This window comes from Chryseobacterium sp. GVT01B, from assembly GCF_019970045.1.
Classification (GTDB): domain Bacteria; phylum Bacteroidota; class Bacteroidia; order Flavobacteriales; family Weeksellaceae; genus Chryseobacterium.
Genome location: NZ_JAHXYI010000003.1, coordinates 1 through 16,355, shown reverse-complemented (window position 1 = coordinate 16,355; position 16,355 = coordinate 1). Strand labels below are relative to the sequence as shown.

Sequence of the window (16,355 nt, the reverse complement as noted above, 5' to 3'; positions counted from 1 at the left end):
TTGAGAGGAGCGAAGCAACGAAGCAATCTCTATATTCTCTTTCTGTTATTAAGTTTTGGCTAAAGCCAATAGATGAATCTTTTAATATCAGGTGGGTTAAAACCCACCCCTATTGAATTTTAATGACAACATCTTTTATCTTTTATCTTTTATCTTTTATCTTTTATCTTTTATCTTTTAATAAAATTTTTCTGAATTTTTAAAGTAAAACCTCATCTCCATCCGTCACACTATTATCAATAGCAAAACAATGAACCCAATCAAAATAATTATTACAGGGGCTACAGGGATGGTAGGCGAAGGCGTTTTAATGGAATGTCTTGAGAATCCTCATGTTTCTGAAATTCTCAGCATAAGCAGAAAATCTTCCGGAAAATCACACCCCAAACTGAAAGAATATCTTGTTCCGGACTTTTTATCCATAGACATTCATGATGAAAAACTGAAAGGTTATGATGCCTGTTTTTTCTGTGCAGGAATCAGCAGCATAGGAATGAATGAAGAAGATTACACCAAAATCACTTACGATACAACCCTGCATTTTGCAAAAGCTGTTTTGAACCAAAATCCGGACATGGTTTTCAACTATGTTTCAGGGGCAAGCACTGACAGCACAGAGAGTGGAAAAATGATGTGGGCAAGGGTAAAAGGCAGAACCGAAAATGATTTGAAAAAGATGAATTTCAAAGGTGCTTACAATTTCCGTCCCGGATTTATGAAACCAGTTGAGGGTCAATTGAATGTAAAATGGTTTTTTAAACCTTTTATTTGGATTTTTCCTATTTTTTTCCAATCAAAATCATTAACTTTACAGGAAGTGGGTAGAGCAATGATCAATGTGACACAAAAAGGGTACCCAACATCTACTTTAGAAATTAGAGATATTAAAAATTTAGCGATATGAGAGACATGTTAAGAAGAATTGTTCTGGTTATTTTTGTACTCTTGCTTGTGACTGCTGTTTCAGGATATTTTTATATGCAGAAACATCCATTGGAAGGGAATAAATCAGGAACAATTTTAAATTTTTCCGGGAAATCAGGGAAATAATTTCATCCTACAAATCTCTCACTTGAACATTATTCTATCTTTTATCGGAAACAAACCTATTTTTTAAACATTTCTTAAAATTCCATTAAAATAGTTGCGAAACATAAAGTTCATTTTTGCATTTAACTAATTAAAGTAAAAATGATCAACAACTACCTATTAAAAGGGTCTGTGATTGCCGCATTCTTTTTTCAGAGCGGGCTTTTCGGGCAGACACTGATTCATTACTGGAACTTTAACAATAATACATCTGCTGCCACCATCACTACACCATCTTCTACCATGGTGAATGGTTCTCTTACTCAAATAGCAGGCGGTACAAGTATAATAGATTTTGCTGGTGGTACCGGACAGAATTTTAGTGATGAAAACTTAAATGCAAGAAATGGGGATGCATCCGGAACTCATTTAAGGTTCAATAATCCAATTGGAGGAGGATTACAGTTTAATCTGCCAACCACAGGATACAACAATGTCATTGTTAAGTTTACCACCAGAAGATCAGGACAGGGAGCCGGAACTCAGACATGGTCTTATTCAACAGACGGAACTAATTTTGTGCAGCTTCAGACTGTAACTCCACAGGATGCCAACCCTCAGCTCGTTACTCTTGATTTTTCTGCCTTACAGGGAGCTAATAACAATCCCAATTTTAAATTAAAGGTTGAATTCTCAGCAACAGGAGGCGGAACCGGTGGCAACAACCGTTTCGATAATTTTACGGTAGATGCGACTCCTGCCGGAGGTGCGGACACCACTCCACCAACAGTTACTTATCTTCCTGCTCATAATACCAATAACGCTTCTACAACTGTAAATCCTACATTGACTTTTAATGAAAATGTGAGATTAACAGATAATTCTGCGATCAATAATTCTAACGCTCAAAATCTTATAGAGCTTCGTCTTGGAAATGCTGCAGGAACACCAATTCCTTTTACGACGACTTTCAGTAACAATACTATCACCGTGATCCCTACTTCAGGATTGGTACCGGGACAAACTTATTATGTTGCACTTAAACCCAATACAGTAGAAGATTTCAGTGATAATGGGGTTACTGCCGTTACATCCAGCACTTTCACAACAGCAGGAACAACAATTTCTCTGGAAAAAAACTTCATTAAGGTCAATGAAAATGCAGGAAACCTTGCATTCAAAATCAATGTCACGAATCCTTCCACATCTACCGTAAATCTTGTTGTAAAACAGGCGCCATTCAGTACAGCTGATGCCAATGATTTTACTTTAGCCAACCAGACTATAAACATCACTCCATCTACAACGAGTTATACCGTTAATATTCCGATTATTGATGACACAGTGGCAGAACAACAGGCGGAATATTTTGTGGTAAGCCTAGAAAATCCTACCGGAGCTACTATTTCAGGGGACAATTCTGCAACGGTTTATATTGTTGATAATGATAAACCGGCGCCGGTTCCTTCTCATCAGATCCAACTGAATTATCTTGGAAGTTTTGATCCTTCAGGAAATAATAACAGTTCTACGGAAATTGTAGTTCATGATGTATCAACACAACGTTTATTCACAATAAGTTCCATTACAGATGTTTTTGACATTATTGATTTCAGTAATCCAGCCATTCCATCAGTCGTAAAAACAGTCAATATGGCTCCTTATGGCGGAATCACAAGTATTGCCGTAAAAAATGGAATCATCGCAGCCGCTTCTCCGAATACTGATCCTCAACAAAACGGTTCTGTAGTATTTTTTGACATTAACGGAAACTTCCTGAAGCAGCTTACTGTAGGAGCTTTACCGGATATGATCACCTTCTCCCCTGACGGAACAAAAGTTGTTACAGCGAATGAAGGAGAACCTAATGATGCTTATACTGTAGATCCTGAAGGGACAATCAGCATCATTGACATTTCTGGCGGTATCGGAAATCTTATGCAAAGTAATGTAACCACTCTCAATTTCAACAGTTTTGATTCTCAACTTGCTGCATTAACCGCTACAGGTTTAAGAAAGGTAAGAACCAATAATACTCTTTCCCAGGATCTGGAGCCTGAATATGTTACCATCAGTTCTGACAGTCAGAAAGCATGGGTAACGCTTCAGGAAAATAATGCTGTCGCTGAAATTAATCTGGCAACCAAAACCATCACTGGAATCTGGGGATTAGGTAAAAAAGATATGAGCCTGCCAGGTAATGGTTTTGATGCTTCGGACAATAATGGAGAGGTTTTAATTGCCAATTGGCCTGTAAAAGCTTATTATGTTCCGGATGCTGTACAGAATTATAAGGTAGGAAATACCCATTATATTGTAACCGCCAACGAAGGAGATGAAAAAGACCTTTCAGGATACAGTGAAAGAACTACTGTGGGGGCAAACAGCTATATTTTAGATCCTGTGCTTTTCCCTAATTCAAGTATTTTAAAGGCTTCGTATAATCTGGGAAGATTCAGGGTTTCATCTGCTACTGGAAATACAGACGGAGATGCAGAGTTTGAAGAAATGGCAGCTTTAGGAGCGCGTTCATTCTCTATTTTCAATGCGGATACCAAACAGATCGTGTACGACAGTGGAGATCAGTTTGAAAGATATATTGCAGCCTATCAGCCTTTAATTTTCAATACAGATAATGAATCCAATGCTGTTAAAAACAGAAGCCGTGCAAAAGGTCCAGAACCGGAAGGTGTGGCATTAGGAAATATCAATGGACAGACCTATGCTTTTATCACATTAGAAAGAACAGGAGGAGTTATGGTGTATAATATCACAGACCCTAACAACCCTACTTTCACCGATTATAAACATTCCCGCTCTACTTCAGCTTACGGAGGTGACAATGGCCCTGAAGGAATTATCTATATTGCTCCTGAAAATACAACAACCAACAAAGGGTATGTAATTATTGCCAACGAGATCAGTGGAACCTTATCTATGTATGAAGTAGCAATGCCACCTACTTTGGGAACTGGTGAAACTAAAGCGGAACCGGCAACCTTTAATATCTTCCCAAATCCTGTCAACAAAGGAAATACCCTTTATTTTAACAGAAAACAGGATTACGAATTATATGATATGTCCGGAAAATTAATTGGAAAAGAAAAGAATGCCTTAACCATAAGCACATCCAACCTTTCTACAGGTGTTTATCTTGTAAAAACTTCAGAAGGACAGATCAAAAGAGTTATTGTAAAGTAAACATAAATTACAGTATACATTCTATTTAGTTAGAGCTTCGGACTTTTCCGGAGCTTTTTTGTTATTGAGAAGTTTTGAAGTCAAGTCAATATAAAACTCATTATTTAAGATGATTTAACTTTTGAAATGCCTGAAAAAATCATTTTATTTCTATATTTACTCTCAACAAAACCAAATTCATAATGAAAAATATTAAGACAGCAGGAATTCTGGCTCTCCTGTTAATGGGAACAGGTACTGCCTTTTCACAATCCAGAAAAACAGAATCTACAAAAGGGGTAGAGAAAACAGATAATGATAAAACCATACAGGTAGAAGGTGTAGGTCATAAACTCAATTATACACTCAACGGAGGAGTTGCTGAGGTGGAAGGCGGTGATAACACGGTAATGATCAAAGGAAGTGCAAAAAAGATCGCTGTTTCCGGAACCGGCAATAAAGTATACATTGATAAAGTAGACAAAGTAACTATAGAAGGCGGTGGCAATGTAGTCTACTACAGGACTGCCGGAACAAAATCAGGAAAACCCGATGTTTCTCTTACCGGAGTGGGAAATAAAGTTGTAAAACAATAAGGACAATTCTCACAGATTTCAAAGTCTGTAAAGAGCATATTCAAACAAAAAAGACAGACCTCAATGCGGTCTGTCTTTTTAAAAATATCTCAGATAAATTTTACTCTACGTTGATTACCTTTTCGATTTCTGGCGCATGTTGTTTGATGGTATTTTCAACTCCTAGTTTCAGGGTTGAGAAATTCAACGAACATCCGGAACAGTTACCCAAAAGTTTCACAAACACCTGATTATCTTTCACATCAATAAGCTCAATATCACCACCGTCTTTATTCAAAAACGGTCTGATGCTTTCCAGAGCTTCCATTACTCTTGTTACTGTATCTTCGTGCGTTATGTTTGTTTCCATATTTTTCAGTTCAATTTGGTACTTTCAAATGTATTGAAAGTTATTATTATTTTGCTTTTGGTGAGCATCCTGCCATTGTAGAAATCTTCACAGCTTCAGTAGGAGGAAGACTTTTGTTTCTTTCCACTAAGCTTTCTACCATTTTTCTGGCTGTTTCTGTGTAGATATCTGCAATTTTAGATCCTTCCTGAAGCGCAGCTGGTCTTCCTACATCTCCTGCTTCTCTGATACTTTGGATCAATGGAATTTCTCCTAATACAGGAATTCCAAGATCTTCAGCTAAATATTGTGCTCCCTGGTTTCCAAAGATATAATATTTATTTTCAGGAAGCTCTTCCGGTGTAAAATACGCCATATTTTCTATCAATCCAAGAACAGGAATATTGATACTTTCCATCTGGAACATGGCAATACCTTTTCTTACGTCTGCCAGTGCAACATGCTGAGGTGTACTTACAATCACCGCACCTGTTACCGGTACTTCCTGGATAATTGACAAGTGAATGTCACCTGTTCCCGGAGGAAGATCTATAAGTAAGAAATCCAATTCTCCCCATGCAGCATCTCTGATCATCTGGTTTAATGCTTTTGAAGCCATTGGCCCTCTCCACACTACCGCCTGATTAGCTCCAGAGAAATATCCTATTGAAAGCATTTTTACTCCATAGTTCTCGATAGGTTTCATAAGATTCTTACCATTCACTTCTACAGAAATTGGCTTTTGCCCCTCAGTGTCAAACATGGTAGGAACTGAAGGACCATAGATATCAGCATCTAATAATCCTACTTTAAAGCCCATTTTAGCTAAAGTTACTGCCATATTTGCAGAAACTGTAGATTTCCCTACCCCTCCTTTACCGGAAGCAATAGCGATAATATTTTGAATTCCCGGAATTTGTTTTCCTTTGATCTGACTTTGCTGAATTTCACTAGGCTCCGGAGAAACGATTTTAAGTTTTAAATGAACGTTTTCTCCAAACTCACTGGCAAAAGCCTGTTTCATAGCAGCCTCCAGTTTTTTCTTTTCGTGCATTGCAGGCGAATGAGCAGTCATGTCAATATAAACATCATCACCCATAATCTGAAGATTATTCACCAAATCGTCTACTTCTATTTCTTTAAGGAAATCCTGAACCTTTTCTTTCGTCAACATATAAATATAAATTGTTTACAAATTTACGCATTTTTCACCTATTTAGAATAAGTAAACACAATCATAGATAAATTCTTTTGTAAACACAGACCTTCAACCCTTTATATATCGGCAATTATTACCTGAAATAGGTTACTAATGGAATATTTTTGTTCCAGAATTCACTGGATTTTAACAGCCAGGAGGTAGAGAAGAAAAACAATGATGTGGTTTCAAAAATAAGGGTAGAATAAGTTAGAAATTTATTCGCTGAAGCCGAATCATCTCCTAAAAGAGCAATGAGCCCAATACAGGCAAGACTGATGAGTATTCCCCAGCCGCAGAATTTATAATACAGGTTTCTACGGTTTTTCTTAAGCGCTTCTTCTGCAGAAACAGGTTCACCATCCTGTTCTTTATCACTTTTCTGAAAAAAATAGAGACAAAAAACAGCAAAAGACACGAAAAGCAGTCCTGCACTGATATAGTGTACCCAGCTGAACCATTCCTGGTAATTCACTTTATCTATAGTAATGTAAATATTTCCTCCATATCCAGTAAATTTTGTCGGAAATACAGCGACCAACACCGCCATTACTCCGGCAAAATTTGAAAGCATATTTTCGTATTTATCTTTTCCCCTGTAGGTAGCGAATAATCCACCCAGAATACATAATGTTCCTACGAAAATTATATGTCCGAAACTGTAGTAATAATGACTGATACTTACTTTGAGCGGATGCTCATCATTCAGGAAATAGGTGGTCATAAAAAGAAGGAATGAAAGAAGAAATCCAAGTAATCCGATAAACATTCTTAGCTGGTAATAGGAGATCAGTACTCCGTTATTATCATCCTGAGCAGGTTTTTTAAAGTTAGTTTCCATGAGGTTCGTTTTTATAGTTGTTGAGAAACTGAGTTATAATGAAATCGTTATTTTATCAATAATTTTCACATTTTTGTCCGGATCCAGCTTGAAATTGTCTTTGATAAATTTCTTCGGATCTTCGGTAAGCATCTCTTTTTGTAATTGAGAAGCATGTTTCTTTTTTAATAAATTCATCCATTGGTATGTTTTTTTTATAGCAACTACATAGATCACAATTTCTTTATCTGTTATTTTAAACTTCAGAAAGTTTTTATTTCCTGTATTTATTTTCCCGGATGAAATTTCGGTGACATATAATTTAAAAAAATGATATCCGAAAAGAATATACCATCCAAAAAGTATGGATTGCAAAAGAGCAGAAATAATCAGCTGAGAAATAAAATAATCACACCCGGCAGGAATTTTAAAGAAGCTTTTTATTTCATTAATATGAATAAAAGACAAATGGCTGTCCTGTAAAAAAGTAAATCCATACGTCGGAAGTTTCATGAATACAAACCATTGAACAGCAAACGATAATAAAAATAAAAATCCCCGCAGAATTTTGCTCGTCCATTTTTCCTTCTCGGAACATTCTGTATTGGTGACTTTGGTGATGGTAAAATGAAAGATCACAGGAATTAACAATAAAATCAGCCCTTTCAAAATAGAATCCGAGTAGCAATGGGTATACGTAACGATTAATGAAAGTAAAAACAGTAATACGGTAAATTCATAATTGATGATAAAGAAAATAAGATTCCAGAATGTTTTTTTACCGGATTTTTCTTTAGACGGATATCTGCCATCCAGTTGATAGGTGAGTTCTGTAGTCGTTGTGTTTTGCAGGATCGGAAGAGTGATTGTATCTTTTAAAAAATCGGTAATATGCCCGAAAGCACCGCCACCGCCTGAAGTAATATAATGTTTGATCTCTTTATCATAGCCTTTCTCATTTTTATCCAATTTATAATGTGAATAATGATGAATATCTCCTGTAAGCACTACGTCAAAAATAATTTCTGACTTTATATTGCTTGCCTCCAGTTTTCTGACAGCTTCTTTCATTGTTCGGATAATATATTCCAGACTATCCATACGTTGTCTTCTCTTGTGTCTGTCTTTTATCTGATAATTGTACCAATAAGGTTCTGCAATGAGCAAAATAACATGGTTGGTATCATTTCCTTTTGATATTTTTTCGACATATTCAGTAAAAAAAGTCATTTGAGGAATATCAATATCTCCCAGCAACTGATTGTCAATACCCATTAAGTGAACATTCTCCCTTAGTGAATAAGCAAAATAACTTCGGTTCTGTACCGTTCTGTAATCACTGATTTTGCTTCTCTGGCACATCAGCCTGAAAAAAGCACTTAAACCATCGTACCAGTCATGATTTCCCGGTGTAGCAATGAGTATTGGACCTGCCTCTTTTGTATCAGGAGCAACAAGTCTTAAAGGTCCTTTGAAGCGGTCTCTGTAATTGGTTTCAGAGCCTACGGGATACACCAGATCACCTCCTACAACCAAAACAGATCCCCTTTTCAGTTTGATTTCAACCTCATCTTCAACCTCTCTGTTGAATTCATTTTTAAAAGAATAGATATAACTTTCTCTTGTCAGATGATAAAAAACAGAGGTAGTAGCATCAAAGCCATCGCCCGTGTCTGCAATGAAATCAAACCAGAATTCATCTTCCGATTCGTCACAGTTACTTTCTAACAGCTCTCTGCCGGTATCTTTCCCCAAAGCAGTCTGCATTTCTCTTTTATCAATGATAGAAAGGATATCTGCAGAAAGAGAAACCATTCTGAAACTATTCATCAGCCCGGTAAAATCAAACCATTTGACAGGTTTTTGAGGAATAAAGTAATAGGGATATTTCTCATCAATATCTTTAAATATTTTCACTTTTTTAGCAGAGTAGAAACTGTCTTTAAAGTAAAATATCAGAAACGTAACTCCAGCGAGCAGCAGAAGATAATAAAATAGTGTTTCCATCATATTTATATATTGAATTTGTACTGGTTTTCTTAAGGTTCTTATGTTAAGCTATTTTTTAACATACCAAACCGGAAATTATTAGTTTACGATCAAATGTATGAAATTTGAAATTCGATTCATATAACACTTTTGTGGTATTTTATCCGTTAACAAAAATATTTATGATTAGGTATTAAATAAAATAATTAGATTTATTAACACCATTATCATTGTAAAATAATTAATATGAAAACCAATACCTACCCTTCCAAATATGCACTACCGAAAGGAATTTTTACCGTTGGAAAAACAAAATTCAAATGGTACGATCTGGCTGATGATCCGGCAGAAATCTCCCCACAGGATATTCATAATGCCCGGTTATGTGTTGAATATGCTGAAGAAAACTTCCAAAATATTGATGATCTTGGATTTATCATTATGCATCGCTGCGGAGAAAATTATCTTCTCCTGGTATGTACATGGCGAAGTGAAAATGAATTATGGGAAAGTGTTTATTATGACGGTTCCGGCAACTTTGAAATATGGGACAGAAACAAAACCCACCTCCCTACTTACTGTGTCTGGGAAATGGGTATTGTCTATCATGAATCCCAGTCCTGGAAAAAATATCTGGGTTCCGGGCGGGAAGAAAATGATAAGGAGAAATATCTTAATGATGTTTTTGAAGGAGAAGTGTAAGTATTTGCATTCTGGCGAATGAAGAATCTCATAAAAGGAAGAGATTCTTCATTCCGCTTCGCTTCATTCAGAATTACACGAAGCATAAAGAATGACTTAAATCCAGATTATCAGTTCGCTCTGTTTTTTTCATCAAACCTTACATTGCGGTCCGCACCTTTTACTTTTTTATTTCCGAAAGTATATGTTGCAGATACCGTGAGCCTTCTGGCATCGTAATAATTATTGTACGAATGAGTTCCGGTGGTATAATAAATTTCACCCATACTTTTCCCTTGCTTCAAAATATCAGAAACAAACACATTCAGCTGAAGACTTTTTTCCATAAGGTTTAGTTTCAGTCCAGATGTAAAATTCCCGGCAAACTTCATATATGAATTTCCGGAGTTGGAAGGCAGGCGGAACCAGTAGTTCAGAATCAGCTGTATGGTTTTGCCTGAATTGAGTGATATATTATTCTGAAAATCGAAATCATAGCTGTTCCCTTTTCTGGCAAGGGCATCCGTTGCAAAAACATCCGTGTTCATATAAGAATAATTAGCAGAGTAATTCGCTTCCCATCTTTTGAAAAAAGTATCTGAGTAATTAAGCGAAATACCCATACTATTCTGATTGTAGTAATTTTCAAAAGTACTTACCCTGTTTTCACCTTTCAGATTAGCGAGCTGACCAAATGCATCTACTGATCTCTGAAAATAAGCAGACGCTGATAGTTTTCCTTTATAAACATAAGAAAGTTCAAAATTATGATTGATCGACGGTTTAAGGAAAGGATTTCCGGTAAAATAAGAATTGATATTGATGTACCAGCGGTAGGGATTGATGGCACGGAATCCCGGTCTGTTAATCCTTTTGGAATAATTCAGGTTGAATGTATGATTCTCATTGCTTTTATAGCTGACATAGGCTGTAGGAAAAAATTTTCCGTAAGAATTTTCATTCTGCTGACCTGAAGTTAAAGAATTCCCATTGACTACAGAATATTCATAACGTAAGCCTGCCTTTGCCGACCATTTTTCGTTGAAAGTCTTTTCAAAACTGATATAAGCGGCGTAGTTTTTTTCATTGTACTCAAATTCATTGCTCTTCAGAGGATCTGTGATATATTGTCCGTTCTTTAAATTCTGATAAAAAATATTGGAGTTATTATCAAAATTTGTGAACTTCACTCCTGTTTCTGTCTTTGCAAACTGATAAGGTAATGTAAGATCTGCCTGCCCTGAATAAATTTTATAATCTACCATAGATGGCGACTTTACAACAAACCGGTCTCCCGAGCTTTCTGTAGTGGTAAAATCAATGGTCGTTTCCGGTGTATTGGAAAAATAATTTCCTGTAATACTCAGTTTATTGTCCTGTTTCCCGAATTTCAGATCATAATAAGCGCTGGCCGTGTTTTGCCTTCCTGTAGCTCTGTGCTCTGCATCAGTCAGGAGTGTATTGGTATAAATCCCATTCTGAAAATAGTTTGAAGTATTCCTGATATCCATATTAGAATGCCCGAATCCTAAATCATAAATAAATCCGATATTGGACTTTTTACTCAGCTGATAATCCAGACTTAAATTTGCTCCAAGCCCATCTCCAAAATCTCTTCTGTTATCATTACTTTTAAGGCCGTCTACTCCTTCTATCCAGTAATTTTCATAAGAATGTTTTTCATTTTTATTCTGTCTTAATTTCAATGAAGTACGCAGTTTTTCATTCTGATAATTCAAGGTTACACTGTTTGAATTTCCGGTATAAGTTTGTTGCTGAAGGCTGGAGGTAAAACTTCCGTTCCATCCCAGATTCTGATTTTTCTTTAAAACAATATTAATAAGACCGCTGTTTCCCTGTGCTTCATATTTGGCGGGAGGTGAAGTAATGACTTCAATTTTTTCTATATTCTCAGATCGCAGACTTTTAAGATAAGTAACCAATTCAGCATCTGACAAATTCAGAATCCTGTCATTAATCATTACTGCTACCCCACTTTTCCCGACAATTGAAACTCCGGTATTATCATCTACTTTTACCAATGGTGTTGTTGCAAGAGCATCTGCCCCATCCATTCCCTGTGAAGCCACAGAATTGGAAACATTGAAAACCAATCTGTCTGCTTTTCTCTCAATCAGTTTTTTTCTGGCAGTAAGTGTAACGCCTTCGATCTGCTTCTCTTTCTTTTTTTCAATAAAAAAATCATGTTTTACCTCACCATTTATTGCCAGTTCCTTGCTGGATATTTCTATACCATCCTGAATAAGTTTAATATGATACGTTCCGTTTTCTGAAAGTTTCAGTGAGTAATTTCCTTTTTCGTCCGAAATAGCAGTCTGCTTCTTCTGATTTTTTTCTGCAACCACCTCAACGTAGGGAACAGCATTTCCGGTTTGGGTAATCTTCCCTGTTACCGTCTGGGCAAATGCAGCTGCCGGCAACAGCACAATTACAGCAAGTAATGTCTTCTTCATGAATTATAGTCGTTTTCTATAAGACAAGCTACTCCTTCGTTTTATTACCTCTGTTTTGCTGTTTTTCAATATCTTCGCCTTTATAAAATCAAAACATGAAAAAAGGGCTTATAGCATTTTCTTTATTTATTACTCAGATCATTTCTGCACAGAATTACTCCCAATATGTGAATCCTTTTATAGGAACCGGAGGCCATGGCCATACTTTTCCAGGTGCTATTGTTCCATTCGGAATGGTGCAGCTTTCTCCCGATACAAGAATAGACGGAAGCTGGGATGGCTGCAGCGGATACCATTATTCGGATTCTGTGATCTATGGTTTTTCTCATACGCATTTAAATGGTACAGGAGTTTCAGATTACGGAGACATTATGCTGATGCCCACGATGGGAAATCCAGGCCTGAACAGCAAAGAGTATTCCTCAAAATTTTCGCATAAAAATGAAAAGGCTACTGCCGGATATTATACTGTTAAATTAGATAAACATAATATTGGAGTGCGTCTGACAACGACAAAAAGAGTCGGTTACCATGAATACACCTTCAACAATGCAGGTGATGCCAATATCATTTTGGACCTCAACCACAGAGATAAACTTCTGGAAGGTGAAGTAAAAGTTATTGATGATAAAACCATTGAAGTTTTCAGAAGAAGTGAAGCCTGGGCTACCAACCAGTATATCTACGCCAGAATTGAATTTTCAAAGCCTATGAAAATCTCTAAAAAAGAGGTTAACGGAAAACAGGAAACTAATCTTTTTACCGGGACAAAACTTGCACTGGCATTTTCAGCTAATGTTAAAAAAGGAGAAAAGATCAATGTAAAAGTCTCTATTTCTCCTACAGGATATGAAGGAGCAGGAAAAAATATGCTGGCAGAAGGACAATCTAAAGATTTTGATGCTGTAAGAAAACAGGCAGAAGCCAACTGGGATAAAGAACTTTCAAAAATTGAAGTAAAGTCTGATGATAAAAATAAATTAGCAGTTTTTTACACCGCTCTTTATCATGTTTTCACACAACCGAACATCAATATGGATGTTGATGGAAAATACAGAGGCAGGGATAACAACCTCTACACGGCAAATGGCTTTGATTATTACACCGTCTTTTCACTTTGGGATACTTTCAGGGGAGCTCATCCGCTGATGACTTTAATTGACCGAAAAAGAACTGCAGATTTCATCAATACCTTCATCAAACAATACGAGCAGGGTGGAAAACTTCCGGTATGGGAGCTGGCTTCCAATGAAACGGAATGTATGATTGGCTACCACTCAGTTTCTGTGATTGCAGATGCTATGGCCAAGGGAATTCAGGGGTTTGATTATGAAAAGGCTTTTCAGGCTGCGAAAGGTTCGGCAATGCAGGACATTTTCGGATTGAATGCTTATAAACAGAATAATTATATCAGTATTGATGATGAGCATGAAAGTGTTTCCAAAACGGTAGAATATGCTTATGATGATTGGTGCATTGCCCAAATGGCAAAAATTTTAGGTAAGAAAGAAGATTATCAGTATTTCATGAAGCGCTCTCAGAACTGGAAAAACCTTTACAATCCTAAAACCGGGTTTATGCAGCCAAGAAAGAATGGAAACTGGTATGAACCATTTGATCCAAGAGAAGTGAACAACAATTATACAGAAGGAAATTCGTGGCATTATTCTTATTCCGTACAGCAGGATATTCCGGGACTAATTGCTGCGCATGGCGGGAAAGAAAAATTTGAACAGTTCATTGATGCCATCTTCACCGCTCCTGATAAAACAACGGGAAGAGAACAGGTAGACATCACAGGATTGATGGGACAATATGCTCAGGGAAATGAGCCAAGCCACCACATTGCTTATCTGTACAATTTTGTAGACAAACCTGAAAAAACGGATGCCAAAATAAAATATATCCTTGATAATTTTTATAAAAACACACCTGACGGACTGATCGGAAATGAAGACTGCGGCCAGATGAGTGCATGGTATATTCTAAGTTCCATGGGAATTTATTCAGTGACTCCAGGATTACCGGAATGGGAAACAACAACACCTTATTTTGATGAAATCAAGCTTCATCTGGAAGATGGTACGACAAAAACCATTACTAAAAACACCGGCAGAGCGGAACTTAAAAAACTTGGTTTTGAAAATGTGAAACCTGTTAAAGATTTTAAATATGAGGAACAAACTGCTTCACCCGTGATCGCTGCCGATAGAATCTTTGATTTTTCTACCAAAGTTGAAATCACTCCTTTACATCCCAATGACAAGGTATATTATATGACCATGGATGAAAGCGACAGCAATAAAAGAAAGACTTTTTCTACTTATAAAGGGCCATTCTCAATCACAAAAACTACTCAGGTAATGGCTTATGCCGAAAGAAGCAGAGAAAAAAGCTCTGTCACTACAGCCCAATTCAACAGAAGACCCAATTACTGGGATATTAATATTCTGTCAAAAGTGACTCCGCAGTACAGCGCCACAGGAAATCTTGCTCTTATTGACGGAATCAGAGGTGATGTCAACTGGAGAAAAGGTGAATGGCATGGCTATCAGGGACAGAATTTTGAAGCAATCATTGATTTCAAATCTCCTCAGCAAATCAAATCATTATCTTCCACCTATCTTCAGGACAGCAGAGCGTGGATTCTGATGCCTAAAAAAGTAGAATATTACGCTTCCATGAACGGGAAAGATTTTATTCTTCTGAAAACTGTTGACAATGACATTGATCCCAAGGATGAAAAGGTACAGATCAAAGATTTTTCTACTGAAATTCTTCCTACCGAAGCCCGATACATCAAAGTAAAAGCTTACTACTTTGGAAAACTTCCTGAATGGCATCAGGGAGCAGGAGGAGATGCTTATATTTTCCTTGATGAGATTTCTATAAAGTAAAGAAGATGGGAGAAGGGAGATGGAAGTTTCTATTTGACTCATTACTTCCTAAAGTCCGTTTGTAAGAAAGTTTAGTTTTCAAGTTTTAATTAAATAGACTGATATTAATCTATAGACTTTCAAAACTTCCTTCTTCCAGCACCAGGCTTCCCAACATAAAACGCCCTTCGAAAATTCGAAGGGCGTTTTTTTATCCATTCATTCTTTCCGACCATTGCAGGACTTCCGGAAGTTCCTTATCAGAAAATTCAATGTGGATTACTCTCCTTTTCTTTCCGTTAGTTGTCCGGTTTGAACCGTGAAGCGTTAAAGGTTTCATCATCATAATTCCCCCTTTTTCAACGTTGCAGATTTCTTCTGTTTCAATTGTCCAGTCGATGGCTTCCGGTCTGTAAATTCCTTTTGCGTGAGATTTTGGAACTACTTTCAGCGCTCCGTTATTTTCATCGGTATCATCCAGATGGATTCTGATGGTATAGATATTTTCCAGAATATCCAGTGGTGGCTGTACTGCAAACTGATTCTTTTTAGTTGTCCATGGACCAAAATCAGGCAAATCTAATTTTTTATCAACAGAAATAGTCAGATCCTGATGATAAGCTACATACCAATTGGAAGTTTCAGGCTTATCAAAATAAATACTTTTTACCACAAAATATTTTTCTCCGAAGATTTCCCTAACCACTTTCTGAATGTTTTCATTGAAAATAAGTTCTTTGATTTCCGGGACCTCTTTTAAAAACTGCCTAATCGCAAACAGATCTTCAGATTTTCTGAAATTCTCTTTTGAAGTGTCTATATTTTGAAGAACATCGTTTATTTCTTCAAGTTCTTTCTGTGAAAAAACATTATTGATAACAGCAAAGCCATATTCAAGAATATGGCTTTTATGATTTTCTAAGTTATGTAAACTCATATTTAAATTTTGTCTAGTGGCTCTGTCAATTGTCCTTCCCACTTAGAAACTGCTGAAGTCGCCAATGTATTTCCCAGCACATTGGTCATACTTCTTCCCATATCACAGAAATGGTCAATTGGTAAGATCAAAGCAATTCCTTCCGGCGGAATACCAAACATGGAACACGTTGCTACAATAATTACCAAAGAAGCTCTCGGAACACCGGCAATTCCTTTTGAAGTAAGCATTAATACCAATAGCATGG

At 36.7% G+C, this 16,355-nt stretch carries 13 protein-coding genes; 6 read left to right on the top strand and 7 right to left on the bottom strand.

Features of this window, described 5'->3' with window-relative positions; translation table 11 throughout:
- Nucleotides 1-250 precede the first annotated feature (250 nt).
- From LC457_RS06790 to LC457_RS06775, 4 genes are all read left to right on the top strand, one after another.
- Nucleotides 251-904, top strand: coding sequence for an NAD-dependent epimerase/dehydratase family protein (locus LC457_RS06790; protein ID WP_223599168.1), 654 nt, complete (start codon nucleotides 251-253; stop codon nucleotides 902-904).
- The gene (locus tag LC457_RS06785) at nucleotides 901-1,050 is read left to right on the top strand and encodes a hypothetical protein (protein WP_167510664.1); all 150 of its coding nucleotides are present in this window, start codon (nucleotides 901-903) and stop codon (nucleotides 1,048-1,050) included. The genes LC457_RS06790 and LC457_RS06785 overlap by 4 nt, the downstream gene beginning before the upstream one ends.
- A gap of 141 nt (nucleotides 1,051-1,191) precedes the next feature.
- Nucleotides 1,192-4,230: a choice-of-anchor I family protein gene (locus tag LC457_RS06780; protein WP_223599167.1), complete on the top strand. Its 3,039-nt coding sequence runs from the start codon at nucleotides 1,192-1,194 to the stop codon at nucleotides 4,228-4,230.
- A 182-nt stretch (nucleotides 4,231-4,412) separates the two neighbouring features.
- Nucleotides 4,413-4,805: a DUF3060 domain-containing protein gene (locus LC457_RS06775; RefSeq protein ID WP_223599166.1), complete on the top strand. Its 393-nt coding sequence runs from the start codon at nucleotides 4,413-4,415 to the stop codon at nucleotides 4,803-4,805.
- 100 nt (nucleotides 4,806-4,905) lie between these two features.
- On the opposite strand, the gene LC457_RS06770 is transcribed toward LC457_RS06775, so the two are convergent.
- The 4 genes from LC457_RS06770 to LC457_RS06755 form a co-directional block, all read right to left on the bottom strand.
- Nucleotides 4,906-5,154, bottom strand: coding sequence for a NifU family protein (locus tag LC457_RS06770; RefSeq protein WP_002977212.1), 249 nt, complete (start codon nucleotides 5,152-5,154; stop codon nucleotides 4,906-4,908).
- Between the two features lie 46 nt (nucleotides 5,155-5,200).
- A complete protein-coding gene (locus LC457_RS06765) occupies nucleotides 5,201-6,307 on the bottom strand; it encodes an Mrp/NBP35 family ATP-binding protein (protein WP_047378704.1) in 1,107 nt (368 codons plus the stop codon).
- Nucleotides 6,308-6,425: 118 nt separating this feature from the next.
- The gene (locus tag LC457_RS06760) at nucleotides 6,426-7,172 is read right to left on the bottom strand and encodes a hypothetical protein (protein ID WP_223599165.1); all 747 of its coding nucleotides are present in this window, start codon (nucleotides 7,170-7,172) and stop codon (nucleotides 6,426-6,428) included.
- A gap of 33 nt (nucleotides 7,173-7,205) precedes the next feature.
- Entirely contained in the window at nucleotides 7,206-9,161 is a 1,956-nt protein-coding gene (locus tag LC457_RS06755) for a metallophosphoesterase (RefSeq protein WP_223599164.1), read from the bottom strand.
- Nucleotides 9,162-9,386: 225 nt separating this feature from the next.
- On the opposite strand from LC457_RS06755, the gene LC457_RS06750 reads away from it, so the two are divergent.
- Nucleotides 9,387-9,842 carry a hypothetical protein gene (locus LC457_RS06750; protein ID WP_223599163.1) on the top strand — a complete coding sequence of 152 codons (456 nt, stop codon included), beginning with the start codon at nucleotides 9,387-9,389 and terminating at the stop codon, nucleotides 9,840-9,842.
- Between the two features lie 110 nt (nucleotides 9,843-9,952).
- Here the strand turns inward: LC457_RS06750 and LC457_RS06745 are convergent, their stop codons facing one another.
- The gene (locus tag LC457_RS06745; protein ID WP_223599162.1) at nucleotides 9,953-12,295 is read right to left on the bottom strand and encodes an outer membrane beta-barrel family protein; all 2,343 of its coding nucleotides are present in this window, start codon (nucleotides 12,293-12,295) and stop codon (nucleotides 9,953-9,955) included.
- A gap of 95 nt (nucleotides 12,296-12,390) precedes the next feature.
- On the opposite strand from LC457_RS06745, the gene LC457_RS06740 reads away from it, so the two are divergent.
- On the top strand, nucleotides 12,391-15,192 hold the full coding sequence (locus tag LC457_RS06740; protein WP_223599161.1) for a GH92 family glycosyl hydrolase: 2,802 nt from the start codon (nucleotides 12,391-12,393) through the stop codon (nucleotides 15,190-15,192).
- Nucleotides 15,193-15,382: 190 nt separating this feature from the next.
- On the opposite strand, the gene LC457_RS06735 is transcribed toward LC457_RS06740, so the two are convergent.
- Both LC457_RS06735 and LC457_RS06730 read right to left on the bottom strand, forming a co-directional pair.
- A complete protein-coding gene (locus tag LC457_RS06735; protein ID WP_223599160.1) occupies nucleotides 15,383-16,108 on the bottom strand; it encodes a phytanoyl-CoA dioxygenase family protein in 726 nt (241 codons plus the stop codon).
- 2 nt (nucleotides 16,109-16,110) lie between these two features.
- Nucleotides 16,111-16,355 (bottom strand): dicarboxylate/amino acid:cation symporter (locus tag LC457_RS06730; protein WP_223599159.1); only part of this gene is annotated, 245 nt, incomplete at its 5' end.